Raw genomic sequence first — 26,212 nt, 5'->3', positions numbered from 1 at the left:
TCCCCTGCCCCTATAGCTTAAACGCTTGAAAAGGCTGATAAATTTTATTTGAAGTGGCGTATTCCACAGAACGTGGGGCCATCGGATATCTGCCGCACCGGCAGAATTCAGGTTGGGAACCTACAGGAATGCCCGTTTTGGTCAAGATATTTATGGGGTTTGGGGCCTGTGACCCCAAGTCCTTCCCTATTCTTTCTTTTCCTCCGCCCAAAAGGCGAAGGAAAAGAAAGAATAAGACAGATGTGGGGTCACCGACCCCACGCCCCATTAGTTCTGCCCAAACTGCAGCGTCACGGCCAACACCATGATAATCGCCAGCACAAACGGAATTTCATTGATCTTGCGCCAGAAGCTTTCCGTGCCGATCGGCTCTCCGCGTTGCAGTTTCTTGAAACGCACCGCCAGAAAATGGTGATAGCCGGTGATCCCGACGATCCCCAGTTCCTTCACGATAAACCACGGCTCCTGAAAAAACTTCCAGCCTTCGAGATCGCGCACATGAATGACGATAAGGGCTATGCCGAAGATCCACACCGCGATCATGGCCGGGTTCATGATCAGGCGCAGCAGGTTGCGCTCCATCACCTTGAACACATCGGTCACAGCGGTCACGTCAGTGTGCTTGATATGATAGATGAACAGGCGCGGCAGATAGAGCAACCCCGCCATCCAGGCGATGACCGCGACAATATGCAGCCCTCTAAACAGGTCATACCAGTTTATTGACCAATTCACGCCATCTTCCTTTTGGGACAGAACTTATGACATTTGGCACAGTCATGATCACCGATCACCGTGTCTGTTGAGCCCAGCGCTTTCAGCACCTCGTCGTTCAGCGCCTTGATGAAGGTCGGGTTCACACCCAGGGCCGGCAGACGAACATAATCCTTCACCCCTGCCCCCGCCGCCAGGTGCGCATATTCGATATCGAGTTCAACGAGGGTTTCGATATGCTCGGAGACAAAGGCGATCGGCACCAGAAGGATCGACTTGCCCTCCTTGCCGGCTTTTTCAATGGTCGCGTCCGTCGAAGGCCCGATCCATTTCATCGGCCCGACCCGGCTTTGATAGCAGATGGTGTGCTCGACAGGCGTCGGGAGCGACGCCATGATACGGGCCACGCCGCTTTCGACCTGTTCCTTGTAAGGATCGCCGCGCGCGATGATGCTCTCCGGCAGACCATGTGCCGAAAACAGCAAACGACAGTCTTGCGGGTTTTTCAGCGTCTTGATCTTCGCGGCAATGGCGTCGGCATGGGCCTTGATGAAATGGTCGTTGTCCGAATAACAACAGATCTGCTTGATCGGAGCCCTGCCCTTATAGGCTTTCTGAAACGCCTGAAACGACGACAGGGTGGTGGTCGAGGAAAACTGCGGATAGAGCGGCAGCAAGACAATCTCATCCGGCGCGTAAGATTCGATCTCCTTCACCGTGGCCTCGACGAACGGATGCCAATACCGCATGCCGATAAATACCTTGGCCTCAATACCCTTGGTGTTGGCGGCGATATAGGCTTCCAGCGCATCAGCCTGCGCCTGTGTCTCCTTCAGGATCGGCGAACCGCCGCCCATATAGGCATAGTTCTTTTTCGCCGACTCCGCGCGACGGCTGGAAATCAGGCTGGCAACGCCCTGACGCAGACCGAACGGCAGGTTGATGATGTTCTTGTCCGCGAACAGATTGTAGAGGAAACCCTGAACGTCTTCCGGATTCTTGGGCCCGCCAAGATTGAATAAAAGTACCGCTACTCTTTTTATGTGCGCTACCGCTTCGCTGTTTGAGCGCTTCATTTATGTCCTGATCCGTTTCAAGGCCTGCTCGACATGGGCAATCGGCGTATCGGGGAAGATGCCGTGACCGAGATTGAAGATCAAGGGCCCCTGCCCCCAGTTTTCCACTATCAGATCAATGGCCTGATCAAGCGCCTTGCCGCCGGAGCGCAAAACCACCGGATCAAGCGCGCCCTGAATCGGCGCCTTCTTTTGCAGTTCGAGGCCCAGTTTCATCGGCGTGGCCGTACCGAGCCCTAAGCCCTGAACCGCAACCTGATCGATGTAATCATGGCAACGCGCTTCGGCGCCACGCGGAAAACCGATAATCGGCAGGGTTACACCGAGCGCCCTCACCCGTGCGATCAGACGGATGTGCGGCTGAATGATCAGGCTGTCGAAATAAGGATCAGGGAAACCTTCCGCCCAGCTCTCGAAGATCTTCAGGACCTGCGCCCCATTATCGGCCTGCATTTTCAGATAATGCGCCGAGGCCTCGATCACAATATCAATGAGATCCAGCACCTGCTGATAATTATCATAGACGAAAGCACGGATCAGGCTGCGGTCATGCGCCTTCTTCCCATTGAGCATATAGGTCATCACCGTCCAGGGCCCGCCGCAAAAACCGATCAGGGTTGTCTCCGGTCCTAGTTCGGCTTTCACACGCGCTACGGTTTCGCCGACATTCTTCAAAGCCTCTCCTGCCGAGACCGCTTTTTCCCGCATGACCTGAAGATCGGGCAGTTCACCGAGGATAGGCCCCTCACCGGCTGCAAACGTCAGGTCTTGCCCCAGCGCCAGCGGGATCATCAGAATATCGGAGAAAAGAATAGCGGCGTCGAAGCCAAAGCGCCTGATCGGCTGCAAGGTGGCCTCGGCCGCCTTCTCGGGCGTCAGGCAAAAATCAACGAACCCCTTGGTCGATGCCCGCAATTCCCGGTATTCCGGCAGGTAGCGCCCGGCCTGACGCATGAACCAGACCGGAGGAACCGCAAGCGTTTGACCGCTGAGAACCGATAATACCGATGAGCCTTGTTTTGTCATGAGTCAATCCTGGGGTTTGGCCTGGGGTTTGGCCACTGGCCTGTCCGCACTCTCATGACCCAAACCTATCTAAAAAGAAAGGTATGTAGAGGTTTATAGAGGGCGGGATAATGCGGAAAAGTGTCGCAGATTTGCCCGGATTCACCGGTTTTTCACAAGCACGCCCGAAAGGTTAAAGAACTTTTAACACCCCTGTGAATGACTTGGATAATTAACCAAATATTAGGATTGCTTAAGAATTTGTTAATGTCCGGGCGCGCTGGCATGTGCATGGTTAATGAAGTCTTAACATACCCACAGCAAGCCATAAGGATTTCATACAGATTTGTGACGGCCGAATAATTGACGCATAAAACACCGCCTTTATCAGCCTTATCCCCGGCCTTGCGGCGTTTGACGAATTGGCCGATGATCATCCCCACACCGTCCCGACTTATACAGGGTTATCATCCACCGTTTCCTGCACAGACTTATTTGGTCCCTCATGTCCTCGCCTACCCAAATCGGCTCTTCGAGCAAGATCGGCAGCTATTTCCACGTTCACCTCTTGTCGGATTCCACCGGTGAAACCCTTAACGCCCTGGCTAAGGCGGCCGCGGCGCGTTTCGAAGGGATTTTGCCGATTGAGCATATCTACGTGCTGATCCGTTCGGAAAAGCAGCTTGAGCGCGCGCTTGTGGAAATCGAGAGTTTCCCGGGCATCGTGCTGCACACCATGGTCGATACCGAACTGCGCGATGCGCTGGAAGCGCGGTGTCGCGAACTCGATATTCCGGCGATCGGTGTGCTCGATCCTCTGGTGGTGGCATTTTCCCGTCATCTTGGCGCGGCGGTCTCGAAGCGGGTAGGGGCGCAGCACCAGCTCGATAATGAGTATTTCGAGCGGATAGAGGCGCTGAACTACGCCATTGCTCATGATGATGGTGCTGCGGCCGATCGCGTGAAGAATGCGGATGTGGTCCTTGTCGGGGTCAGCCGGACATCGAAAACGCCGACCTGCATCTATCTGGCGCACCGTGGCATCAAGGCGGCCAATATACCGCTGGTGCCGGGGCGTGATCCGCCGGATGAACTGGACGATATGAACATTCCGCTGGTGGTGGGGCTGATCGCCTCGCCGGAGCGGTTGATCTCCATCCGCAAGAATCGCTTGCTGACGCTGAATGACGACCGGCCATCGAGCTATACCGATCAGGAAGCGGTGCGACAGGAGATTATCCGCGCGCGCCGGCTGTTCGAGAAAAAGGGCTGGCCGGTGATCGATGTCACGCGAAGGTCGATTGAGGAGACGTCGGCGACGATCATCAGTCTGTTGAATGAAAAGCGGACGGGGAGGCTAGGGGGGATTTAAGGGCAGGGGTCACGGACCCCTGCACCCCATAACGGGAGCGGATAATTGCCTAAATAATCAAAAACCGGGACACTTTGTGTTCCGGTTTTTGATTATTCATGTAAGTAACCTCTGTCCGGTTATGGGGTGCAGGGGCCCCAGCCCCTGCAACTTCAAAGACCCTCATGACCCAGATTATCCTCGCTTCCGCCTCCGCCTCCCGTTCCGCGCTCCTGACCGGTGCCGCCATCACCCACAGTAAGATTCCCGCGCATCTCGATGAGGACGCGCTCAAGGATGAATATCTGCTGCGTGGGCACAGTCCGAAATCGGTCGCCGTGCGGCTGGCCGAGTCAAAGGCCCTGCATGTATCCGCCACAAACTCCGGTCTGGTGCTCGGCGGCGATCAGGTGCTGCAACTGGAAAAAGACCTGATTAGCAAGTCGCACGATATGGACGAGGCGAGGGTATTGCTCAAACGCATGAGCGGTCAGACCCATTATCTCCACGCGGGTATGGCGCTGGCGGAAAATGGCCATCTGGTATGGTCACACGTCGAAACCGCTGAAATGACCGTCCGCCACCTGAGCGACGACTTTATCGATACCTATCTGGCCGAATCCGGCGACAAGATTCTCTCGAGCGTCGGCTGCTATCAGCTTGAAAATACCGGCGTGCACCTGTTCGAGGCCATTCGCGGTGATTATTTTACCGTCCTGGGCCTGCCTTTGCTGCCGCTTTTGGCTCAGTTGCGCAATATGAAGGTGATCACAGCATGAAGAACCTCCCCACAGGCGCGGCCATGGTCGCCGGCATCGTCGGCCAGCCGGTCCATCACTCCTTAAGTCCGTTCCTGCATACGGCCTGGCTGCGCGATCTTGGCCTTAATGGCGTCTATGCGCCGTTTTCGCCCAAGGATGAGCACGGTTTCGAGCGGTTGATCATGTCCTGCCGCTCCAATGGTATCAAAGGTTTGAACATCACCGCGCCTTTCAAGGCGGATGCGCTGCGTCTGGCAGACACCGCCTCGGATATTGCCCGCGATTGCGGCTCGGCCAATCTGCTGACCTTCGATGAGGACGGCTATGTCCATGCCGATTCGACCGATGGTCATGGCCTGATCAGTGCTTTCAAACATCAGGCGCCAACCTGCGATCTGTCGGCCGGGCCGGTGGTGATTATGGGGGCAGGGGGCGCCACCCGCGCCGCCGTCGCTGCCCTGCGTGATGCCGGCTGTCCAGAAGTGCGCATCGTCAACCGCACCCTGGCGCGTGCCGAAGAACTGGTGTTCGCCTTCAAGACCGGCGTCACCGCGTTCGAGCTGTCAAATGTCGATGTTGCCTTCAAAGGCGCTGTTGCCGTGATCAATGCCGCGTCGGGCGGACCCCTGCCATTGTTTGAAACCATGGATAAAAGCGCCGCCGCTATGGACATGACCTATCGTCCGCTCAAAACCAACTGGCTCAAGGCCGCCGAAGCGCACGGCATGACTACGGTCGACGGGTTGGAAATGCTGATCGAACAGGCGCGGCCCAGCTTTCAGGCGTTTTATGGCGTCTTGCCGCACGCCGCTTTCGATATCCGTGATCTGGCGCTGAAATTCCGGGGAGAGACAGCGTGATCAAGCTTGGCCTGACCGGCTCGATCGGCATGGGAAAATCGACCATCGCGGCGATGTTTGCCGATGAGGGCGTGCCGGTATGGGATGCCGACCTGGCCGTACACAGGCTTTATGCCGAATCCGACACGCTGAAATCGCAACTGCGAGATGCCTTTGGCGATGTGCTGAGCGATGGCGTGGTTGATCGGGTCAAGCTGTCAGCGGCATTGAAAGGTGAGGCGGCGCAGTTCGAGCGCTTAAACGCGATCGTCCATCCGGTCACGGTTGATGATCGCAACCAATTCCTCAAGGCCCACGCTGACGCACCGCTGAGCGTGGCCGATATTCCTCTGCTATATGAAACGGGCGCGGAAGCTTATCTCGACAAGGTTCTGGTGGTGAGCGCGCCGGCCGATGTTCAGGCGGCGCGCGTGCTGGCACGCGCCGGCATGACCGAGGCGAAGTTCGAGGCCATACTGGCGCGCCAGATGCCCGATGCGGAAAAACGTGCGCGAGCGGATTTCGTGATCGACACGTCCAAAAGTCTGGATGACTGCCGCGATGCCGTTCGGGCGATCATCGCCTCTTTACAAAATACCCCGGCTTAAGCCAAACAGAGACATGGCTTTAGAAATCGTACTCGACACCGAAACCACCGGCATTGACCACAGAAAAGGTCACCGCCTGATCGAAATCGGCTGCATCGAGATCGAGGATCTGCTGCCGACCGGGCGGACCTTTCACCGCTTTATCGATCCGGAACGCGAGATCGAGCCGGACGCCATCCGTATCCACGGTATCACCAACGACATGGTGCGCGGTAAGCCTAAGTTCGCCGCCATTATTGACGAAATGCTGGAGTTTATTGGCGATCGCAAGATCATCGCGCACAATGCGTCCTTCGACCGCGGCTTTATCAATATGGAGCTGGAGCGCCAAAGCCGGATGCCGCCGCCGACAGAACAGTGGATCGATACGCTGGAAATGGCGCGTCTGAAATTCCCCGGCGCCGCCAATTCGCTCGATGCCCTGTGCCGGCGCTTCAATATTTCGCTGGCCGAACGCGATCTCCACGGCGCCCTGATCGATGCGCGTCTGCTGGCCAGTGTCTATCTCGAATTACTTGGCGGAAAAGAACGCGGGCTTGATCTCGAAATGGTTGGTGCGCGCGCTGCCGCCGCCCAAAGCGCTAATCACGTCAGCTATGGTGCGCGTCCGCGTCCGCTGGCTTCGCGCATAACGTCAGCGGAAGCCGAGGCGCACGAGGCTTTCGTGAAGAAGTATCTCAAAGAAAGAACACTTTGGGCTTAAGCGTCATGCGGCATGTTCTGGGCGCTTGCTGGCGCCCAGGCGCAATAGCCACAACATATCTTCCATGACGTGCATATTGACGGGTTTGACCAGATGCAGGTCGAAGCCGGCTTCTTTGGTGCGCTGACGCATCTCGTCATCGCCCCAGCCGGTCTGGGCAATAATCTTGACGTGTGCGAGATCAGGCATGGCGCGCAGGCGGGCACAAACCTCGATGCCATCCATACGGGGCATGCCGATATCGAGCAGAACGACATCGGGCTTGAAGTCTGCGGCGAGTTTCAGGGCGCTTTTACCGTCATAGCAACTGCGCACGTCATCGCCGAGAAGCTCGACGGCCCAGTGCAGGGTCATGGCGGAAGCTTCATTGTCGTCAACCACGAGGACGCGCAAGGGCAGGGCGGCTGGCTTGGAAGCTAACTTGGAATCTGGGACAGGCAACATAAGGCTACGGTAAATCAGGCTTGGCGAACAGGGATATTGGCGCGGCGCTTCTCTAGCCGGAACGAAATAAAAAATCGCTGTGGCTTTAACAGAAAAGCCCGGTGTTTCCACCGGGCTTCGACTCAGCTCACAAACTCGAATTCCAAACCTAAAGGTTTGGCTAGGGCGACTGCCCGCCCGAGCCTTTGTGAGGTATCTCTTACATAAAATGCAAACTGTTGAGCAAGCTTAAGCTTGCCCAACCGTTTGCTGAGATTGGATATTGCCCTTTTGCGCCACGTAGAGTGCGCCGAAATCGATCGGTTCGAGATAGAAGGGCGGGGTGAAGCCACCGTCGGCGGTCGCATCGGCGATGATGCGGCGGGCGAACGGGAAGAGATAGCGCGGGCATTCGACCAAGAGGGTCGGCTCGATCATCTGCTCGGGGATGTTGCCAAGCTGGAACAGGCCGCCATAGACCAGTTCGATGGCGAACATCGGGCCGTCGGGCGTCGAGGCCTTGACCGTCAGCTTGATGTCGACTTCAAACAGGCCATCGGGACGGCCCTTGGCGCTCATTTCGACGCCGAGATCGACTTCTGGGCGCGAATCCATGCGCAGCGAGTTCGGCGCGCGCGGGTTTTCGAACGAGAAATCGCGGGTAAATTGGGCCAGGACCTGCATTTGCGGAACGGGCGGCTGCTCTGGCGCAGCATTGATATCGGTCATAAACTAAAGCTCCGGTCATTTGTCGGAGGCGAAACGGCGGCCTTCCGGACATGTGTAAAAACGCTGCTAACAGATAAGAAAATTTTAAGCAATCAAACGAAGAGTTCCACTTCGCGAAACTTATCCTATATAGTTGAGGGTACGCATGTTTTAAGCGACCTGAACGTCAAAAAGCCCTACGGAATTTATCCGGGGTCTGGAAATCAAAGAGACTAGCCGTGAACGATGTCATTCCCCTTGTTATTTTTGCCGTTGTCGCGGTGGTGATCCTGGTCAACCTGTACAATGTGCTTGGTCGCAAGGTGGGTTTTCGTGCCGATGAAAAGGCTGCAACACCCAAGACCGAAGAGAGTATGGAGCTGGGTGCCCGGGCTGAGCGCGCTGTCGAAGGTCCGCGCCTGCCCAATCTGGAAAACCTCAAAACACGCGACGCCAATTTCAACGAGATCAATTTCCTTGAAAAGGCGCGTGAAACCTATGAGCAGGTCGTGGTCGCCTTCCACAAGGGCGAGCTCGATGCTGTGAAGGATAAGCTGTCTGATAAGGTCATGACAAGCTTCAGCCAGGCGGTTCAGGCGCGCACGGCGCCGCCGGCCAATACGCTCAGCTTTGTCGATACCCCGAAGACCGATATCGATACCATAGAGTTCAAGGAAGATGTGGCGCAGATCCGCGTGCGCTTCCTGTCCGAACTGGTTTATGAAGACCCGATGCCGGCCGCAACACCTGAGCTGGTAGAGACTGCGGTCGTCGAAACGCCGGCCCCAACGGTGGAACCGGTCAAGAAGACCCGTGCGAAAAAGGTCGAGCCGAAAGTGGAAAGGCCCGCCAAGGTCGAACCCTTCGTGCCGCACAAGACCTATAAGCGCACCGCAGAATACTGGACGTTCCAGAAGGGCCTGAAATCCCCCAACACCCCGTGGCTCCTGACCAAGGTAGAGGCGGCCAAGGCGTGAGGCTAGGATTTACGGCTGCGCTATCTTTGGCGCTTTTGCTTTCCGCCTGCGCCGAAAGCCCAGTGACGTCACCTGTGGTGACCACCCCGAAGCCGCCGGTGACACCTGCCGGCCCGCAAACCCCGCCGGTCTATTACCCGACGCCGGTGCCGGAACATTTGCGGCTGTCCACCCTGCCGGGCTGGAACAAGACCGATCCGTTTATTGCGCTGGAAGCGCTGCGTGCGACCTGCCTGTATAAGAAGGGTCGTCAGTACGCGCCGGTCTGTGACGCCATGAAGGCGCAGGAGTTTCATACCCCGGATCAGGTGCTGGCGTTTCTCAACGCCCACCTGCAGATCGAAGTCGATTACGATAACGACAAGGGCCTGATGACGGGCTATTTCGTGCCGGATTATGACGCGCGTCATACGCAGGATGCTGAATTCTCGCAGCCGGTGCGGCCAAAGCCGGCCGACCTGGTCGTGGTGCCGGGTTCGCAGCTCACGCCGCCATCGAGAGCGGCAAAGGTGGCGGCGCGCAAGGTGGGCGAACTGTACGTGCCCTACTATACGCGGGCGGAGATCGAGGCCCTGCCGGCTGACACCACCTATAACGGCGTCACCTACTATATGCGGCCGGAAGACTATTTCTTCATGCAGTTGCAGGGATCGGGCTTTCTCGATTTGCCCGATGGCAGCCGCGTCTATGCCGCCTATGCCGCCGATAACGGCTGGCCTTTTGTCGGCATCGCCAAGGTGCTGAGCGAACGCGGCATCATGGAAAAGAACCAAACGTCGGGTGACGCCATCCACACCTGGCTGGCCGATCATCGCGGGCCGCAAGCCACCGAGATCATGAACGCCAACCCGCGTTATGGCTTCTTCGCTATCCAGCCCGATGTCACCGAGCCGGTCGGGGCGTCGGGGCTTTCGCTGCCGCCGGGTTCGGCTATCGCGGTTGACCCGGCGCATAATGATCTCGGCGATCTGTTCTGGCTCGACGCCAATGCGGGTACGCTAAGGGAAGCTTTTCCGGAATATCAGCGCATGGTGGCGGCGCTCGACACCGGCGGCGCCATCAAGGGCAAGGTCCGCGCCGATCTCTATGTGGGTCACGGCAAGCGCGCCGGCACCGAAGCCGGTCGTATCAAGCACGAGCTGAGGATGTGGCGGATCGTGCCCTATACCGGCAAGGATAGTTTCGGGAACTAACCCTAAAGCCCGAAACCGATCCAGACGGCCTGGATGCACAACAGACCCAAAACCGCAGAGCTGGCCAGGAACAGGCAGAAGCGAATGATGGTGATGTTGGCGATCACCTGCACCAGCGAATGGATGACGCGCAGGGCGACATAAAGCCAGGCCAGGTATTCGAGATTAGGATTGGACAGGCCGCTTAGGTAGATGCCGAGGCACAGGGCATAGAAGAGCGTCGGCTGTTCCATCAGATTGTTATAATTGTCGGCGGGCCATTGCACCTGCGGCGGCAGGCGGCGCTCCACATTGCTGCTTTGCGGGCGCGCTTCCGAGATCGCATAACGCACAAGGGCGGGCAGCCTGCGGACATAGAGCCAGACAAGCATGATCATCGACCAGGCGATAAGGGCGAGCACGGGTTGTATCATAACGCCGCCATACTGCGCCTGAAATGCTAAGATAATATTGAATAACGGTGCGTTAGTGTCAAATTTTAACGATGATTTTTAGGATGCCTGAACACAGATTGACACATGTTGCGCACACAACTGTGATGCGAGTGGCACTGGCCACGAGTCACGCAAGGTGTTAGAAATTCAGGCATTGGCTCGCGTCTCTCTCACGGGTCAATCCGCTGGATTCGAGCTATGCCCGGCTCGGTTTCATGCGGCAAAAGGTCAAAGACGATTGGCGCGGTTCTTACCGGCCATGGCGCGTACATCAGGCTTACCGCCCGGGCGCGCTGCAAAAAACGGAGTCGTAAAAGCCCCTTCCCCCCATAAAGAGGCTTTTACGTCCGAGCCGCCAGTTCCCCGCCGGACTGGCGGCTTTTTGCTGATTCAATTCATGAGAATTCTAACCTCTTCAGGAGGTTTGGCGAGCACGGCCACGAGCTCGACTGGGCCTGCCGCCTAAGCGGCGCAAGCCTGACATCGGGGGCGCCAGCAGGGAGTGCGAAAAAAGTGATCACAAAGTCGGTTTCATTTGTAAGTTTGTAGTGAATCCGTAATGGCCATTTGTTAAACATTGCGCCGCATAGTCAGAACCCGGAAGTCGGGTAAACATAACGAACTGTGGTTCGGTGCCACCCGATACCGCGGTCAGGATCAAGTGGAAACACGCACATGGACGATTTCAAGCCCGGCGAAAGCCAATCCCCCTCCAAGGACGCGCTGACCAAAGCGTTTCTGCTCGATCGGGGGGCCAGGGATTTTCTCAGGCTTGACGACAGCGAAAAAGCTTTCCTGACTCAGATCCTGGAAGATTTCGACGTTGATGAACTGGCCGATATCGCCGACGCCGACCTTGACCGGGTGATCGCGGGCTTCTGGGCCTATGCCGAAAAGCGCGATGGCGCGCAGACCCTGCGACGCGTGACGCCTGTGCTCGACAGCAAGGGCCAGCCGACGGCCTATGATGTCATCGAGATGGTCCAGCCCGACTCGCCGTTCATCGTCGAAACCGTTATGGGCGAACTGATCGATCAGGGCCTGTCCATCCGCTCGATGTTCCATCCGGTCATTACGCTGCATCGTGATTTCGACGGTAAGCGCGTCAAAACCGGCGATGATGTCAAAGAATCGATGATGCTCGTCTTTATCGAGCGTCAAAGTGCTGAGCGCCACAAGCAGATCATCGAAGGCATAGATCAGAGCCTGAACGACCTGAAACTGGCCGTGCGCGATTTCCCGCGTATGCAGAAGTTGATGGCCGAGGAGATCGTGGCGCTTGAAAAACAGCGCGGCAATGGCGCCATCGAGGCAGCGACTCTGGACGAAAACCTCGCCTTCCTGCGCTGGATCGATCAGAACCATTTCGTCTTCCTGGGCGCACGTGGCTACGCCTATCCGCGTGAAAGCGGTGGCGACTATGCCCGCGAAGAACCGCTGAATCAGATGCAGGAAGGTTTCGGCGTGCTGCGCGATTCCGGTCGTACCGTGCTGCGTCGTTCGAGTGAACCGGCGGTCCTCAGCGAGCAGCTGATGAGCCAGTTGCGCACCTCCGAGCCGGTGACCGTGGCCAAGGCCAATCTCAAATCACGCGTCCACCGTCGCATCTATATGGACTATATCGGCATCAAGCGTTACGGCGCCGACGGCAAGCCTTCCGGTGAGGTCCGCTTCGTCGGCCTGTTCACAAGCGAGGCCTATGATCGCCCGGCGTTTGAAGTGCCGTTGATCCGTAAAAAGGCCGAGCATGTGCTGCACGAAGCGGCGGCGCTTGGCCTTCAAGGCGGCTACAATGAAAAGCGCCTGAAGAATATCGTCGAGACCTATCCGCGCGACGAACTGTTCCAGATGACGGAACACGACCTGCTGCGCATCGCCCGCGGTATCCTGCATCTGTCTGACCGCCCGCGCGTCAAGCTGTTCACGCGCGTCGATCCGTTCGATCGTTTCGTTTCGGTCATGCTCTATATGCCGCGTGAAATCTATCAGTCGCAGATGCAAAAACAGGCCGGTGAAATCCTGGCCGCCGCCTGGTGCGGACGGGTCTCGGCCTCCTACGCCTATATCAGCGACTCGCTGCTGAGCTGTATCCACTATATCATTGGCGTCACCCCCGGCGATCACTTCGATCCGAATGTCACGGATGTTGAAGCCGATATCGAGAACATCACGCGCTCATGGCCGCAAAAGGTCGAGGCTCTTGTTGAAAACACCGGCATTCTGGAAACGCTCGATCAGCCGCACACCGGTATCGACTGGATGCTTTGGGCCGAGGCTTTCCCCGCCGGTTATCAGGAGCGCTACACCACCGGCGAGGCGGTTACCGATACAGCCTATCTCAACGGTCTTTCGATCGAAGCGCCGGTCAATGTGCGCGCCTATCAGCGGATGGAAGACGAAGAGAACCATTTCTGCTTCAAGCTTTACACCCGTGCCGAAAAGGCCATTCCGCTGTCGGATATCCTGCCGGTGCTTGGCAATATGGGCATCAAGACGCTGGAAGAATACGGCTATCACGTTCGCTCGAAGGACATTGGCACCTATTGGGTGCATGAGTTTATCCTGAAATTACCGCGTGGCCACGCCAGTGAATTCAAGACCTTCAAGACCGAATTTGAGCAGACCCTGTTGGCCCTGTGGTACGGCAAGACCGAAGACGATGGCTTCAATGCTTTGGCCCTGACCGGCCAGTCGTGGCGCGAAGTGGCGCTGCTGCGCGCTTTCTGCCGTTACCGCGTCCAGTCCGGCCTTGATCCGAGCCCGGAAATCCAGCAGGCCGCCCTGCGCGATAATCCAGAGGTGGTCGAAGCGCTTCTGACGCTTTTCAATGCCAAATTTGCTCTCGATTGCGGCGATGCCAAGCTGCGCCTGACCGCTGTCGAAGCGGCGAAGGGCGAAATCGAAACCCTGCTGCAAAAGGTCGCCAGTCTCGATCATGACCGCGTCCTGCGCCGCCTGGCCGCGCTGATCGGTGCCATGCGTCGCACCAATTATTTCCAGAAAAACGCGAATAATCAGGATAAGGCCTATATCTCCTTCAAGATCGCCAGCCGCGAGCTGGCAGATTTGCCTGAGCCCAAGCCCTACCGCGAAATCTTCATCTGGTCGCCGGGTGTCGAAGGCGTCCACCTGCGTTTCGGGCCGGTGGCGCGCGGCGGTTTACGCTGGTCCGACCGCAAGGACGATTTCCGCACCGAGGTGCTGGGTCTGGTCAAGGCGCAGCAGGTCAAGAACGCGGTCATCGTGCCGGTCGGTTCCAAAGGCGGCTTCTTCCCGAAGAAACTGCCGAAAAGCGGCACGCCCGACGAGGTGAAGAACGCCGCCATCCTCGCTTACAAAACCTTCCTTTCCGGCCTGCTCGACCTGACGGACAATCTCGACGCGAAGGGCACTATTGTGCCGCCGGTTGATGTCATCCGCTGGGATGATCCCGATCCGTATCTGGTCGTCGCTGCCGACAAGGGCACGGCCACCTTCTCCGATATCGCCAACGGCGTCTCGGCCGACTACAATTTCTGGCTGGGCGACGCCTTCGCCTCCGGTGGTTCGGTGGGCTATGACCACAAGGCGATGGGCATCACCGCCAAGGGCGCGTGGGAAGCGGTCAAACGTCACTTCCGGGAAATCGGAAAAGATATCCAGACCGAAGCCTTCACCGTGGCCGGCGTCGGTGATATGTCTGGCGATGTCTTCGGCAACGGCATGTTGCTGTCGAAGGAAACCCTGCTGGTGGCCGCCTTCGATCACCGCGATATCTTCATCGACCCTAACCCCGATGCAGCGAAAGCCTTTGCCGAGCGTGAGCGCATGTTCGCCCTGCCGCGCTCAAGCTGGCAGGATTATAATAAAGAGCTGATCTCGAAGGGCGGCGGCGTCTTCCCGCGCAGCCAGAAATCGATCCCGCTATCGCCGGAAATCAAGGCCCTGCTCGATCTCGACGCCAACGAAGTGTCGCCGTTCGAGCTGATGCAGGCCATCCTGAAAGCGCGCGTCGAACTTCTCTATTTCGGCGGCATCGGCACCTATATCAAGGCGCCGGCGCAAGCCCATCTTGATGTTGGCGATAAGGCCAATGACGCTATCCGCATCGACGGCCCTGAGGTCCGGGCCAAGGTGATCGGTGAGGGTGCCAATCTCGGCATCACTCAGGCCGGACGCATTTCCTGCGCCGAATCCGGCGTGCGACTCAATACCGACGCCATTGATAATTCGGCTGGCGTCGATTGCTCCGACCACGAGGTCAATATCAAGATCCTGCTTAGCCAGGTGATCGCCTCAAACAAGCTCAAGGCCGAAGACCGTGATGCGCTTCTGGCCAGCATGACCGACGATGTGGCGCGCCATGTCTTGAAGCACAATTACGATCAGACCCTGGCGCTTTCGTTGCAGGAAGCGACCTCGGCGGCGGACAATACCGCGCAACAGGCCTTTATGTCGGGTCTGGAAAAGCGCGACCGTCTTGATCGGAAGGTTGAAGGCTTGCCGTCCAATTCGGCGCTCGAAGCCCGCAAGGCCGGTCATCACGGGCTTTATCGTCCGGAACTGGCCGTCATCACCGCCTATGCCAAGCTGGTGCTGTTCGATGACATCGTGGCGGGCACGGCGCCGGATGATACCGGATTCGAACCCGTCCTGATCGGCTATTTCCCGCCGGCGCTACATGGCTATGTCGATGCCATCCGCAAACACCGTCTGCAGCGCGAAATCATCGCCACAGTGCTGAGCAACACGATCGTCAATATCGCCGGGCCGAGCTTCGCCATGCGCCTGACCCGAAGCGCCGGCGTTGATACCACCGCCATGGTGCTGGCCTTCGAGGCCACGCGTCAGCTTTTCGATATCCATAGCCTGTGGGGCGAGGTGAGCGCACTCGACAACCGTATTCCGGCCGCCGCGCAAACGGCGCTCTATAACGACCTGTCGACCTTTGTCCGTCACCAGACCTATTGGATGGCGCGCCGCTTCTCCGGACACTCGCATGATTTGGCACACGATTTGGCGGCCATGCTCAAACCCTATGCCGAGGGCATCAAAGGTGTGATCGCGCAAGGATCGGCGCCCTTGAGCGGCCCGACGAAAGCGCGGGTGGCTGTGCGCGTCGCCGAGCTGGAAGCCCTGGGTTGCCCGGTTGATCTGGCCACGCGCATTACAGCCTTGAGCGCCTGCCATCATGTCGGTGATGTTATCGATCTGGCGGCGGAGAAGAAGAAGCCGCTCGACCGGACACTGGAACTTTACGCCCTGACGGGTGAACGCTTCGGCTTTGACAGTCTGCAGGTTGGCGCCGGTAATCTGGCGTCGAGTGATCCATGGGACCGTATCGCTACCCGTCGCCTGATCGAGGATGTTCTGGCTGAGCAGAAGGCGGTGGTGAAGGCCATGATGACGCGCATGTCACCGTCGGAAAGCCCATTACAGATCATCGAGAACTGGGAAGCCGAAAACAAGGCGCTGATCGAGCCGTTACAGTCGATGATGACCGATATGGAATCTGGTGGCTGGAGCTTCGCCAAGCTGACCATCGTCAATGCCTTGATCCGTGAATGGGCCGCGAAGTTGTAGAAGGCGAGGGGTCGCAAGGCCCCTCGACCCCGCAACACAAGATGCCTCTTGTTTTGACATCGCTTTAGGCCCATTTACAGCGCAGTTACAGTTTAAGGCGCTGCCATGTTTATCCAGACCGAAGCCACCCCAAACCCGGACGTTATCAAGTTCCTGCCTGGCCAGACCGTTCTGGAAACCGGCACGAAAGAATTCCGCACGGCCGACGATGCCAGCGCATCACCGCTGGCGGAAAACCTGTTTGCCATTGATGGCGTGGCCGGTTTGTTCTTCGGCAGTGACTTCCTGACCGTGCGGCGCTCGCCGGATTCCGATTTGATCTGGGCACAACTGAAGGCGCCGATCCTGGCCGCCATCATGGACTTCTACGCCTCCGGCCAACCGATCCTGCGTGAAGCCGCTGTGAGAAACGACATCGTTTATGAAGGCGAACTCGGTCAGATCGTCGCCGAAATCAAGGACCTGCTCGATACGCGCGTCCGTCCCGCCGTGGCGCAGGATGGCGGCGATATCGAGTTTGACAGTTTCGACATGGATAGCGGTACGCTTTACCTGCATATGCGCGGCGCCTGTTCGGGCTGTCCGTCGTCCTCGGCCACCCTGCGCCAGGGCGTCGAAAGCTTGATGAAACACTATGTGCCGGAAGTGAAGTCGATCGAGCAGGTCCTCTAGCTTGGGCCTGCGTCTCGTCATTGACACGTCGCTGAACGGCTGTGGTCTCGGGCTGTTCGATGACAGCGGTTGTCTGTTTCATATCATCGAGGGCATGACGCGCGGCCAGCAGGAACGCCTGCCGGTCATGGCGATGGAAGCTTTTGCGGCCACCGGCATTAAGCCCACAGACCTGACCCTGATCGGTGTGACGCTCGGACCCGGGTCGTTTACCGGCGTGCGCGTCGGCTTGTCGTTCGCCAAGGGATTGGCGGCGGGGGCAGGGGTGCCGCTGAAAGGCATCGGCACGCTCGAGGCGCTGGGTTCTCATCCGGAGCTTTTGGGCAAGAGCCGCATGGCGGTGGTGAATGGCGGTCGCGGGCAGGTCTATGTGCAAAGGTTTGAAGGCGGATCTGCGGTAACGCTCGATCTCAACACACCCGACACCATAACCGCTTTTGCCGCCGATAGCCCCACAGACATCCTGACCGGCCCGGCGGCGGGCCTGCTGGCGGAGTTCTGGCCTACGGCGGTGGAATTCCCCCAAACGTGGCCATCGCTTGACGCCCTTTCCGTGCTCACCCTAGATGCGGGTTCTGACGATCTGACCCCCCTCTATATGCGTGAAGCCGATGCCATTGCCTCGACCCGCGGTATTATAAGTCTGAATGAACCCGCCGTATGACAACCATCCGCCAGCTCGACGCCCCATCGAAACAGCTTGAGGATATCCATACCCGCTGTTTCGACTATGGCTGGAGCGAAGGAGTTTTCGCTGACCTGCTGATCAAGCCGCACCACCGCACCTATGTGTTCGAGACCGATGGCGAGATTGTCAGTTTCGTGGTGATGACGGTGGTGGCCGGCGAGGGCGAGATCCTGACCATCGCCACCGATCCGGATTTCCAGAAGCAGGGCCTGGCGCGCATGTTGCTCGATCAGGTGATCAAGACCCTGAAAGCAGAGGGCGCCGAGTCGCTTTTCCTGGAGGTGGCCATTGATAATCCGGCGGCGCTGCGGCTTTACGAGGCGTGCGGTTTCAAGAAGACCGGCCGGCGCAAGGCCTATTACAGCCGTAAGGACAAACCCCCGGTGGACGCGCATATTCTTAGGCTTGCGCTCTGAGACGCAACACCTTACATTCGACGCTTCTAAACTAATAATAGCTCGCAAAATCAGCCCTATAGGGTGATTGCACGCTCAGGAGTCACGGCATGGACCGCATCGAAAGGCAATGTATCGAAAAGGGTATGCGCATGACCGACCAGCGTCGGGTTGTGGCGCGTGTCCTGTCGGCGGCCGAGGATCATCCGGATGTCGAGGAGCTGTATCATCGTGCGGCGGCGGTTGACCCCAATATCTCGCTGGCCACGGTCTATCGCACCGTGCGCCTGTTTGAAGAGGCCGGTGTGGTCGAGCGTCATGACTTTGGCGATGGCCGTTCGCGCTACGAAGAAGCCGGCAACGAGCATCATGACCACCTGATCAATATCAAGACCGGCGCGGTGATCGAGTTCTTTGATGAGGAAATCGAGAAGATGAAGGAAGCCCTGGCGGAAAAGCTGGGCTACAAGCTGGTCGGTCATAAGCTGGAGCTTTATGGCGTGCCGATTGGCGAAGAGAAGTAAGATTGCACGGGCACAGCCAACTGCACCTCGAAACTATTTGTATAAACACTAAAAAGCCGGGCCAAAGGGTCCGGCTTTTTAGTGTTTTCTCGAATAACTTAGGGGGTGTAGGGGTCTGCGACCCCTGCATACCTTGAATTTCTGTCCACAAACGACCATAACCCCCTGATGAACGATCACGTCCCCCTCAAAAAGCTCCACATCAAAACCTACGGCTGTCAGATGAACGTCTATGACAGCGAGCGCATGGTCGATATCCTGCGTCCGCTCGGCTATGAGGTTTCGGACAAGCCCGAGGGGGCCGATCTTGTCCTGCTCAACACTTGCCACATCCGCGAGAAGGCTGCCGAGAAGGTCTATTCGGAAATTGGTCGCCTGCGCGAGATGCGTGAGGAAAAAGAAGCGCGCAATGAGGGCCGCATGACCATCGTCGTGGCCGGCTGCGTAGCCCAGGCCGAGGGTCAGGAGATCATGCACCGCGCCCCGGCCGTCGATCTGGTCGTCGGTCCGCAGGCCTATCACCAACTTCCCGAACTGATCGCCCGCGCCCACCGCACCAAGGGCGAACGCCTTTCCGCCGATTTCGCGCCGGAAGCCAAGTTTGACGCGCTTGCTTCAGGTTCTTTGGCCGCCGATCGCGCCGTCTCCGGCCCCACCGCCTTCCTCACCGTGCAGGAAGGTTGCGACAAGTTCTGCACCTTCTGCGTTGTGCCCTATACGCGCGGCGCCGAGTGGTCGCGCCCGGTCAAGTCCATCCTCGATGAAGCGAAAGCCCTGGCCGCCAAAGGCGTGCGCGAACTGACCCTGCTCGGTCAGAACGTCAACGCCTATAATGGTCTGGGTGCCGATGGTCAGGAATCGACCCTGGCGAAACTGATGTACGCGCTGGCCGATATCGAAGGCATTGATCGCCTGCGCTACACCACCTCGCACCCTAACGACATGGGACAGGATCTGATCGACGCGCACCGCGACCTGCCCGCCGTCATGCCCTATCTGCACCTGCCGGTGCAGTCCGGCTCGGACAAGATCCTGCGCGCCATGAACCGCAAGCACGGCCGTCAGGCCTATTTCGACTTGATCGAGCGTATCAAGGCCGCGCGCCCCGATCTGGCGCTTTCGGGCGATTTCATCGTTGGCTTTCCCGGTGAGACCGACAAGGATTTCGAGGATACGCTCGATCTGATCCGCCGCGTCGGTTATGCCTCGGCCTTCTCGTTCAAATATTCGCCGCGTCCGGGTACGCCCGCCTCCGGTATGCCGGGTCAGGTGCCGGACGAGGTCGCTGATGCGCGCCTGCAAACCCTGCAGGCCCTGATCATCGAGCAACAGCAGGCCTTCAAGGCCAACCTGATCGGCCAGACGCTCGATATCCTGTTTGAAAAACCGGGCCGTCTGGCGGGTCAGGCCATCGGCCGCTCACCCTATCTGCAATCGGTATTCGTGGAAGACGCCGCCGATCTGATCGGGCAGATTCATAAAGTCAAAATCGTCGCCAACAGCAACAATTCGCTGCGCGGCGAATTGCTCAAGGTGCTTGCCTGATGGCCGCCGTCAAGGACGATTTCATCAATCTGACCGATCCATGCGTGCTGGCCGTGGTCGGACCATCTGAGCGCTACCTCGCCATGATCGAAGGTGCCTTCAAGGTGCTGGTCGAAATGCCGGGCGGTGGTCTGGTCATTTCGGGCGATGCCCGTGCGCGCCAGAAGGCGAAAGCCGTGATCACCACCATGGCGGACATGTACGATCAGGGTGTCGATATTGCCGAAGCCGATGTGCGACGCCTGATCAATGAGCCGCAACTGACCGGCCAATCGGGTCATTCGTCATCCGCACCCTCCGTGCCGCTCGACCAGCGCAACACCATTGTCATGGGCCGTCGCGGCGCCATTGCCGCCAAGACCGCCGGTCAGGCCGCCTATATCCACGAACTGGCGCGCAATGATCTGGTGTTCGCGCTGGGGCCGGCCGGTTCCGGCAAGACCTTCCTGGCCGTGGCGCACGGCGTATCGCTGTTGCTCAAAGGCGCGGTCGATAAGCTGATCATCACCCGTCCGGCGGTCGAGGCCGGCGAACGGCTGGGCTTCCTGCCGGGCGATCTCAATGAGAAGATCGATCCGTATCTGACGCCGATCTGGGGCGCGCTTGATGATATTCTGGGCGCTCAGGTCCTGGCCAAGAAGCGCGAGACCAAGGAAATCGAGGTCGCACCACTGGCCTATATGCGTGGTCGCACGCTTTCCTATGCCTATGTCATCATCGACGAGGCGCAGAACACCACGCGGATGCAGATGAAGATGATCCTGACCCGCCTGGGCGAAGGCTCGAAAATGGTCGTCACCGGCGACCCTTCGCAGATCGATTTGCCGAACCGTGGCGACAGCGGTCTGGTTCATGCCGTGCATCTGCTCGATAAGGTCGAAGGCGTTGGCAAGGCGGAACTCAAGGCCGAGGACATCGTGCGTCACGAACTGGTGGCGCGCATCGTCCGCGCCTATGATAATGAGTTTAAGAGCTGATGGAGATGGCAAAAGTTGATTACTTTGGTCGTCGACCAGCGCCCAACCGGGCGCCGGGCACGTTTGCCCGCCCTCGCGGAGCATCGAACGCAGTGAGATTGGCGTGAGCGAAAAGATGGAACCTTTGATAGACATCGAGATCGAGGAAGACGGCTGGCTGGATGTCTTGCCGGATGCCCAGATCGTCGTCGAAACCGGTATTCAGGCGGTCTTCAAGGCGATCGAATTCAACGATCAGGTCGATATCGTTGTGCTGTTGTGCGACGACAAGGAGATGAAGGCCCTCAACAAGGAATACCGCCAGAAGGACGCGCCAACCAATGTGCTGAGCTTCCCGGCGCCGAAGATGCCGGGCATTGCCCACCTCGGTGACATGGCGCTAGGTCTGGAAACCTGCGTGCGTGAGGCCAAAGAACAACAAAAGACGCTGAAAAATCACGTTTTGCACCTCTCGATCCATGGCGCTTTGCATTTATTGGGCTATGATCATATGAACGATGAAGACGCGAACGAGATGGAAAACCTCGAACGCGACATTCTGAAGACCCTTAACGTCGCCGATCCCTACGGACCCGATCACGCCAATGGCTGACCCAGACGACTCGTCTAAGAAATCCCTGTTTTCACTGTTCGGCTTCAAATCGAAAGCCCAGGAAAAGGCCGAAAGCGACGCCGCCGAGCTGGACGATAGTCCGGCCGCCACCAATCTGATCGACCATGCGCGGGCGTTTCAGTCCTTAAGCGTCGCCGACGTCATGACGCCGCGGGTCGATATCGTCGCCATCGAACTGTCCAGCACCCTGGCTGATGTCGTGCGCATCTGCGTCGAGAGCGAACATTCGCGCCTGCCGATCTACCGCGACGGCCTCGATGATCCGGTCGGCGTGGTCCATATCAAGGATATCCTCAAGCTTCTGTCGCCGGAAACCGGCCGTGCCGCGCCGAACTGGGCCGAGCCGGTGCTGCACCGCCTGCGCCGCGAACTGCTCTATGTGCCATCGTCCATGACCACCTCGGATCTGTTGCTGCGCATGCAGGCGCAGCGTATCCACATGGCGCTGGTGATCGATGAATTCGGCGGCACCGATGGCCTGGTGACACTGGAAGACCTGATCGAGGCTGTGGTCGGCAATATCGACGACGAGTATGACGAGGCCGGTGATGAGGAAATGCGTGAGCTCAACAATGGCCAATATGAGATCGACGGCCGCGTCGAACTGGTGACGCTGGAAGAAAAGCTCGGCCTGTCGCTCTATCCGGAAGATACCGAGGAAGAAATCGACACGCTCGCCGGTCTGGTGACTGTGCTGGCCGGCCGCGTGCCGCAGCGTGGTGAGGTGGTGCCCTATCCGGCCGCCGGTTTCGATATCGAGGTCCTCGATGCCGATGCCCGCCGCATCAAGCGCTTGCGTCTGCACCGCCGTTCGCCCGATCAGGCGGATCGCGAGACAACGGATGTTCGGCCTGCCGCTAAAACGACCCATGCCTAAGATATCGGCGGTCCTGCAACATCCCCATATCGTCAGCCTGATGCGCCTGATCCAGGCCTTAAGCCGCCGTCCGCGCGCGATGGCAGCCTTGTCCGGGCTGTTCGCCGCGCTGGCGCAACCGCCTTTTGGCTTATTACCCGGCCTGCTCGGCTACGGCCTTTTGCTCTATGCCCTGGAACGTGATCTGGGCCTCAAGCCAAAGCGCACCGCCTTCTTCATGGGCTGGCTGGCCGGCTTTTGTTATTTCCTCGTCTCGTGTTTCTGGGTGGCGGAGGCCTTTCTGGTCGATGCCAAGACCTATGGCTGGATGGCGCCCTTCGCGGCCACCTTGCTGCCTTCGGGTATTGCCCTGTTCTGGGGCGCTTTCGCTGTGCTCTATACTTGGCTGAGGCCGAAGAACTGGACGCGCTTTTTGTTCTTCGCGTCGCTGTTTTCGCTGTTTGAGATCACGCGCGGCACGGTACTTTCGGGCTTTCCGTGGAATCCGGCGGGATCGAGCTGGAAGGCCGGCAGCGCCATGTCGCAGATGGCGGCCTATGTTGGGGTCTATGGCCTTGGCTTCGTCACGGTTCTGGCCTTTTCCGCCGTCGGTGTTGTGCGGCGCGGACGTGGCGTGGCTGGGTATGCGCCGGCTATTTTCGGCGGGCTCGTCCTGATCGGCTGCTTTGCGGTGGGCGAGACGCGTCTGCTGACGACGAAGGTCAGAGATACCGGCTATGCCATCCGCTTTGTGCAGCCGGCTTTCAGCCAGGAAGCCAAGTGGACGCGCTCAAACTTTGCCGATCTGTTCGAGACCTATGTCCGCATGAGCAAGGCGAAGCCCTTGCCCGGTCATCGGACGCCTGACCTGATCATCTGGCCTGAAGGCGCGCTGCCGATGATGTGGGAAACCCTGACCGATCCGGACAACTGGATGCTGCCCTATATGACCAGCCTGCTGGCCGACAAGCAGTCACTCATGATCGGCACCAGCCGGCAGGAACTGGATACCACCGGCCATCTTGTTTATCGCAATTCGATGCTGGTTCTGCGCAGTGAAGATGGCCAGACGCGCGTGACCGGCGCTTATAACAAGTTCAAGCTGGTGCCGTTTGGCGAGTTCACGCCCTATCAGGATATCGCCAACAAGATCGGCATATCGGCCCTGACACATTTCGACGAAAGCTTCACGCCGGGCGAGCGCACGAAGCCGCAGAGCTTTCCCGATATTCCGCGTGTTTTGCCGCTGATTTGCTATGAGGGCATTTTCCCCAGCCTCGACATGACCCGCTATAAAACTCAGGACACAATGCGGCCCAAATGGATCGTTAACATTTCCAACGATGCCTGGTTTGGGCCCACAACGGGTCCCGTTCAACATCTTAATCTCGCCAGTTTTCGCGCCCTCGAAGAGGGCTTACCTATGGTAAGATCAACGCCTACGGGTATTTCTGTTGTTATTGATCCGCTTGGACGCCCTGTTTCAGGTACAGACCTGGGTCTGAGTAAGGCTGGATACATGGATGTAACTTTACCGGGTGCGGTAACCACTACCCACTTCGCTCAAGAACGTAACCTGATTGTTATATTCATATCGCTTTTTTGCTTGATTGTTTGGGTAGTCGACATGGCTATTCTGCGAAAAAAGGGACGATTTAAGCCCTATTAACACAGAAAAGTGTAGCGGGCTGTGAACAGTTTCGCTATGCCGGATCGTATAATATAAGTTGGCCCCTTAACGGGCCGCTGGTTGAAAAAAGTAAGAGGCGAAGTTGGACGATATTATTAAGGCGGAGCGCGGCCCCAATCCGGTTGATTTGCATGTGGGTGCTCGCGTCAGAATGCGCCGCAAGTTCCTGGGCATGTCCCAGGAAGGTTTGGCTGAAACAATCGAACTGACGTTCCAGCAGGTTCAGAAGTATGAGCGTGGTTCCAACCGTATCAGCGCCTCCAAGCTTTATGAAATTTCCCGTGCCCTCAAGGCGCCGGTGGCCTATTTCTTTGAAGGTTATGGCGAAAACGAAGCGGTTGAGGGTTTTTCGGAATCCGAGTCCGAGCAGTTCGTCCACGGCTTCCTGATGACCACCGAGGGCATCGAACTCGCCGAAGCCTTCCCGCGCATCAAGAACGCCAAGCATCGCCGCCGCATTCTTGAACTGGTGCGCGCGCTCGCCGAAGACGACGACGCTTAAAACGGATCTGACCTATTGGTTTGAAACCAAAAGCCCCGCTTTTTCGAAGGTGGGGCTTTTTGCTGCCCTGCGTTCCCCTTTTGGGCGAATTTTGGCCGGCCGCGCGGGTCTTAATAAGATATGGCGAACTTTAAGGTTATAATCTTCTTGATCATATAAACATATCTTTATATGCTTATGCCAAATTGTTTAGGAAGTTCACGCCCATGCGCTCAAACTACATCTTCACCAGCGAAAGCGTCTCCGAAGGCCATCCTGATAAGGTGGCTGATCGTATTTCTGACGTCGTGGTCGATGCCTTTCTCGCCCGTGACCCCGAAGCGCGCGTGGCCTGTGAAACCCTGGTGACGACCAATCGCATCGTTCTGGCCGGCGAAGTCCGCGCCGGCGATGATCAGATCCAGGAAATCATCGCCGGTCTGGAAGACAAGGTGCGTCACGCCGTCAAGGATATCGGCTACGCCCAAAAGGGTTTCCACTGGGCCATGGCCGATTACGCCTGCCACCTGCACGCCCAGTCGGCTGATATCGCGCAGGGCGTCGATTCGAGCGACAACAAGGATGAAGGTGCCGGCGATCAGGGCATCATGTTCGGTTACGCCACGGATGAAACGGCGGAACTGACCTCGGCGCCGCTGCAATGGTCGCACAACATCCTCAAGCGCCTGGCCGCCGCCCGTCACGCCGGCGAAACCGCGCTCGAGCCGGACGCCAAGAGCCAGGTCACCGTCCAGTATGAAAATGGCAAGCCGTCGCGCATTCTCAAGATCCTGGTATCGCACCAGCATAAGGATGGCCTGACGCCTTCGGACGTTGAAGCCATTATCAAACCCTACGCCCTCGAAGCCCTGCCCGCCGGCATGGTGACCGATGAGACCGAGTGGCTGGTCAACCCGACCGGCAATTTCGTCATTGGCGGCCCGGACGGCGACGCTGGCCTGACCGGCCGCAAGATCATCGTTGACACCTACGGCGGCGCGGCCCCGCATGGCGGCGGCGCCTTCTCCGGCAAGGACCCGACCAAGGTCGATCGTTCGGCCGCCTATGCCCTGCGCTATCTGGCGAAGAATGTCGTGGCCGCTGGTCTGGCGAAGAAGTGCACACTTCAGGTCTCCTACGCCATCGGCGTGTCGCATCCCCTGTCCTTCTATGTTGATACCCACGGCACCGGCCAGGTCGATGAAGAAAAGCTGGAGCTGATTCTGCCGCAGCTCATCGGCGGCCTGACACCGAAGTCGATCCGCACGCATCTCGGCCTCAATAAGCCGATCTACGAGCGCACTACGGCCTATGGTCACTTTGGCCGCACGCCCGATGCCGAGGGTGGTTTCTCCTGGGAGAACACCGATCTGATCGAGGCCCTGAAGGCCGAATTCTAGGCGAACGCCTAATTCGC

At 58.2% G+C, this 26,212-nt stretch carries 25 protein-coding genes; 19 read left to right on the top strand and 6 right to left on the bottom strand.

All coding sequences use genetic code 11. The features are described from left to right. Positions 1–267: 267 nt before the first annotated feature. From B060_RS0105190 to hemE, 3 genes are read right to left on the bottom strand one after another with little or no spacing between them, the layout of a single operon-like run. Positions 268–735 carry a CopD family protein gene (locus tag B060_RS0105190; RefSeq protein ID WP_018080702.1) on the bottom strand — a complete coding sequence of 156 codons (468 nt, stop codon included), beginning with the start codon at positions 733–735 and terminating at the stop codon, positions 268–270. Beyond that, on the bottom strand, positions 732–1,790 hold the full coding sequence (hemH, locus tag B060_RS0105185; RefSeq protein WP_018080701.1) for a ferrochelatase: 1,059 nt from the start codon (positions 1,788–1,790) through the stop codon (positions 732–734). Before hemH ends, B060_RS0105190 begins: the two co-directional genes overlap by 4 nt. Beyond that, complete coding sequence (gene hemE / locus B060_RS0105180) at positions 1,791–2,816, bottom strand: uroporphyrinogen decarboxylase (protein ID WP_026172610.1); 1,026 nt, start codon at positions 2,814–2,816, stop codon at positions 1,791–1,793. It lies immediately after the preceding gene. A gap of 484 nt (positions 2,817–3,300) precedes the next feature. Between hemE and B060_RS0105175 the strand changes: the two genes are divergently transcribed. The 5 genes from B060_RS0105175 (at position 3,301) to dnaQ (ending at position 7,057) form a co-directional block, all read left to right on the top strand. Further along, complete coding sequence (locus B060_RS0105175; protein WP_018080699.1) at positions 3,301–4,167, top strand: pyruvate, water dikinase regulatory protein; 867 nt, start codon at positions 3,301–3,303, stop codon at positions 4,165–4,167. A 164-nt stretch (positions 4,168–4,331) separates the two neighbouring features. Then, positions 4,332–4,925 (top strand): Maf family protein, encoded by a 594-nt coding sequence (locus B060_RS0105170; protein ID WP_018080698.1) that lies wholly within the window; start codon positions 4,332–4,334, stop codon positions 4,923–4,925. Beyond that, positions 4,922–5,767: a shikimate dehydrogenase family protein gene (locus tag B060_RS0105165; protein ID WP_018080697.1), complete on the top strand. Its 846-nt coding sequence runs from the start codon at positions 4,922–4,924 to the stop codon at positions 5,765–5,767. The genes B060_RS0105170 and B060_RS0105165 overlap by 4 nt, the downstream gene beginning before the upstream one ends. After that, positions 5,764–6,354 carry a dephospho-CoA kinase gene (coaE, locus tag B060_RS0105160; RefSeq protein WP_018080696.1) on the top strand — a complete coding sequence of 197 codons (591 nt, stop codon included), beginning with the start codon at positions 5,764–5,766 and terminating at the stop codon, positions 6,352–6,354. Before B060_RS0105165 ends, coaE begins: the two co-directional genes overlap by 4 nt. A 13-nt stretch (positions 6,355–6,367) precedes the next feature. Beyond that, entirely contained in the window at positions 6,368–7,057 is a 690-nt protein-coding gene (gene dnaQ, locus B060_RS0105155) for a DNA polymerase III subunit epsilon (protein WP_018080695.1), read from the top strand. Between the two features lie 3 nt (positions 7,058–7,060). Here the strand turns inward: dnaQ and B060_RS0105150 are convergent, their stop codons facing one another. Both B060_RS0105150 and secB read right to left on the bottom strand, forming a co-directional pair. Next, positions 7,061–7,501 (bottom strand): response regulator, encoded by a 441-nt coding sequence (locus B060_RS0105150; protein ID WP_018080694.1) that lies wholly within the window; start codon positions 7,499–7,501, stop codon positions 7,061–7,063. 228 nt (positions 7,502–7,729) lie between these two features. Then, a complete protein-coding gene (gene secB / locus B060_RS0105145; RefSeq protein ID WP_018080693.1) occupies positions 7,730–8,209 on the bottom strand; it encodes a protein-export chaperone SecB in 480 nt (159 codons plus the stop codon). Between the two features lie 218 nt (positions 8,210–8,427). Here secB and B060_RS0105140 point away from each other — a divergent pair, with 218 nt between their 5' ends. Then, positions 8,428–9,165, top strand: coding sequence for a Tim44/TimA family putative adaptor protein (locus B060_RS0105140; protein ID WP_018080692.1), 738 nt, complete (start codon positions 8,428–8,430; stop codon positions 9,163–9,165). A gap of 62 nt (positions 9,166–9,227) precedes the next feature. Next, positions 9,228–10,358, top strand: a complete 1,131-nt coding sequence (locus tag B060_RS0105135; protein ID WP_236621593.1) for an MltA domain-containing protein — start codon at positions 9,228–9,230, stop codon at positions 10,356–10,358. 2 nt (positions 10,359–10,360) lie between these two features. Here B060_RS0105135 and B060_RS0105130 read toward each other — a convergent pair whose 3' ends face one another. Next, a complete protein-coding gene (locus tag B060_RS0105130) occupies positions 10,361–10,759 on the bottom strand; it encodes an MAPEG family protein (protein ID WP_236621592.1) in 399 nt (132 codons plus the stop codon). Between the two features lie 708 nt (positions 10,760–11,467). Here B060_RS0105130 and B060_RS0105125 point away from each other — a divergent pair. From B060_RS0105125 to metK, 12 genes are all read left to right on the top strand, one after another. Next, on the top strand, positions 11,468–16,354 hold the full coding sequence (locus B060_RS0105125) for an NAD-glutamate dehydrogenase (RefSeq protein ID WP_018080689.1): 4,887 nt from the start codon (positions 11,468–11,470) through the stop codon (positions 16,352–16,354). Between the two features lie 105 nt (positions 16,355–16,459). Further along, the gene (locus tag B060_RS0105120) at positions 16,460–17,026 is read left to right on the top strand and encodes a NifU family protein (protein ID WP_018080688.1); all 567 of its coding nucleotides are present in this window, start codon (positions 16,460–16,462) and stop codon (positions 17,024–17,026) included. A gap of 1 nt (position 17,027) precedes the next feature. Then, on the top strand, positions 17,028–17,690 hold the full coding sequence (gene tsaB / locus B060_RS0105115; protein ID WP_018080687.1) for a tRNA (adenosine(37)-N6)-threonylcarbamoyltransferase complex dimerization subunit type 1 TsaB: 663 nt from the start codon (positions 17,028–17,030) through the stop codon (positions 17,688–17,690). Continuing rightward, entirely contained in the window at positions 17,687–18,130 is a 444-nt protein-coding gene (gene rimI / locus B060_RS0105110) for a ribosomal protein S18-alanine N-acetyltransferase (RefSeq protein ID WP_018080686.1), read from the top strand. Before tsaB ends, rimI begins: the two co-directional genes overlap by 4 nt. Positions 18,131–18,219: 89 nt before the next feature. After that, positions 18,220–18,633, top strand: coding sequence for a Fur family transcriptional regulator (locus B060_RS0105105; protein ID WP_018080685.1), 414 nt, complete (start codon positions 18,220–18,222; stop codon positions 18,631–18,633). Positions 18,634–18,801: 168 nt separating this feature from the next. Then, complete coding sequence (miaB, locus tag B060_RS0105100) at positions 18,802–20,178, top strand: tRNA (N6-isopentenyl adenosine(37)-C2)-methylthiotransferase MiaB (RefSeq protein WP_018080684.1); 1,377 nt, start codon at positions 18,802–18,804, stop codon at positions 20,176–20,178. After that, positions 20,178–21,155 (top strand): PhoH family protein, encoded by a 978-nt coding sequence (locus B060_RS0105095; RefSeq protein WP_018080683.1) that lies wholly within the window; start codon positions 20,178–20,180, stop codon positions 21,153–21,155. The genes miaB and B060_RS0105095 overlap by 1 nt, the downstream gene beginning before the upstream one ends. Positions 21,156–21,270: 115 nt before the next feature. Next, positions 21,271–21,747 carry an rRNA maturation RNase YbeY gene (gene ybeY, locus B060_RS0105090; protein WP_018080682.1) on the top strand — a complete coding sequence of 159 codons (477 nt, stop codon included), beginning with the start codon at positions 21,271–21,273 and terminating at the stop codon, positions 21,745–21,747. Then, positions 21,740–22,645: a hemolysin family protein gene (locus B060_RS0105085; protein WP_018080681.1), complete on the top strand. Its 906-nt coding sequence runs from the start codon at positions 21,740–21,742 to the stop codon at positions 22,643–22,645. Before ybeY ends, B060_RS0105085 begins: the two co-directional genes overlap by 8 nt. Beyond that, entirely contained in the window at positions 22,638–24,293 is a 1,656-nt protein-coding gene (lnt, locus tag B060_RS0105080; protein WP_018080680.1) for an apolipoprotein N-acyltransferase, read from the top strand. The genes B060_RS0105085 and lnt overlap by 8 nt, the downstream gene beginning before the upstream one ends. A 103-nt stretch (positions 24,294–24,396) precedes the next feature. Next, positions 24,397–24,816 (top strand): helix-turn-helix domain-containing protein, encoded by a 420-nt coding sequence (locus B060_RS0105075; protein WP_018080679.1) that lies wholly within the window; start codon positions 24,397–24,399, stop codon positions 24,814–24,816. Positions 24,817–25,022: 206 nt separating this feature from the next. Then, positions 25,023–26,195 carry a methionine adenosyltransferase gene (gene metK, locus B060_RS0105070; protein ID WP_018080678.1) on the top strand — a complete coding sequence of 391 codons (1,173 nt, stop codon included), beginning with the start codon at positions 25,023–25,025 and terminating at the stop codon, positions 26,193–26,195. The last annotated feature ends 17 nt before the right edge of the window (positions 26,196–26,212 follow it).

The sequence above is a fragment of the Asticcacaulis benevestitus DSM 16100 = ATCC BAA-896 genome, from assembly GCF_000376105.1.
GTDB classification, from domain to species: Bacteria; Pseudomonadota; Alphaproteobacteria; order Caulobacterales; family Caulobacteraceae; genus Asticcacaulis; species Asticcacaulis benevestitus.
This window is presented reverse-complemented; position numbering and strand designations above follow the sequence as displayed.

Excerpts from the sequence above, each read along its gene's own strand:
- B060_RS0105170 (WP_018080698.1), top strand. The coding sequence starts at position 4,332 with ATGACCCAGATTATCCTCGCTTCCGCCTCCGCCTCCCGTTCCGCGCTC.
- rimI (WP_018080686.1), top strand. The coding sequence starts at position 17,687 with ATGACAACCATCCGCCAGCTCGACGCCCCATCGAAACAGCTTGAGGAT.
- dnaQ (WP_018080695.1), top strand. The coding sequence starts at position 6,368 with ATGGCTTTAGAAATCGTACTCGACACCGAAACCACCGGCATTGACCAC.
- B060_RS0105095 (WP_018080683.1), top strand. The coding sequence starts at position 20,178 with ATGGCCGCCGTCAAGGACGATTTCATCAATCTGACCGATCCATGCGTG.
- B060_RS0105165 (WP_018080697.1), top strand. The coding sequence starts at position 4,922 with ATGAAGAACCTCCCCACAGGCGCGGCCATGGTCGCCGGCATCGTCGGC.
- miaB (WP_018080684.1), top strand. The coding sequence starts at position 18,802 with ATGAACGATCACGTCCCCCTCAAAAAGCTCCACATCAAAACCTACGGC.
- hemH (WP_018080701.1), bottom strand. The coding sequence starts at position 1,790 with ATGAAGCGCTCAAACAGCGAAGCGGTAGCGCACATAAAAAGAGTAGCG.
- lnt (WP_018080680.1), top strand. The coding sequence starts at position 22,638 with ATGCCTAAGATATCGGCGGTCCTGCAACATCCCCATATCGTCAGCCTG.
- ybeY (WP_018080682.1), top strand. The coding sequence starts at position 21,271 with ATGGAACCTTTGATAGACATCGAGATCGAGGAAGACGGCTGGCTGGAT.
- B060_RS0105105 (WP_018080685.1), top strand. The coding sequence starts at position 18,220 with ATGGACCGCATCGAAAGGCAATGTATCGAAAAGGGTATGCGCATGACC.
- secB (WP_018080693.1), bottom strand. The coding sequence starts at position 8,209 with ATGACCGATATCAATGCTGCGCCAGAGCAGCCGCCCGTTCCGCAAATG.
- B060_RS0105120 (WP_018080688.1), top strand. The coding sequence starts at position 16,460 with ATGTTTATCCAGACCGAAGCCACCCCAAACCCGGACGTTATCAAGTTC.
- hemE (WP_026172610.1), bottom strand. The coding sequence starts at position 2,816 with ATGACAAAACAAGGCTCATCGGTATTATCGGTTCTCAGCGGTCAAACG.
- B060_RS0105175 (WP_018080699.1), top strand. The coding sequence starts at position 3,301 with ATGTCCTCGCCTACCCAAATCGGCTCTTCGAGCAAGATCGGCAGCTAT.
- B060_RS0105085 (WP_018080681.1), top strand. The coding sequence starts at position 21,740 with ATGGCTGACCCAGACGACTCGTCTAAGAAATCCCTGTTTTCACTGTTC.
- B060_RS0105125 (WP_018080689.1), top strand. The coding sequence starts at position 11,468 with ATGGACGATTTCAAGCCCGGCGAAAGCCAATCCCCCTCCAAGGACGCG.
- metK (WP_018080678.1), top strand. The coding sequence starts at position 25,023 with ATGCGCTCAAACTACATCTTCACCAGCGAAAGCGTCTCCGAAGGCCAT.
- B060_RS0105150 (WP_018080694.1), bottom strand. The coding sequence starts at position 7,501 with ATGTTGCCTGTCCCAGATTCCAAGTTAGCTTCCAAGCCAGCCGCCCTG.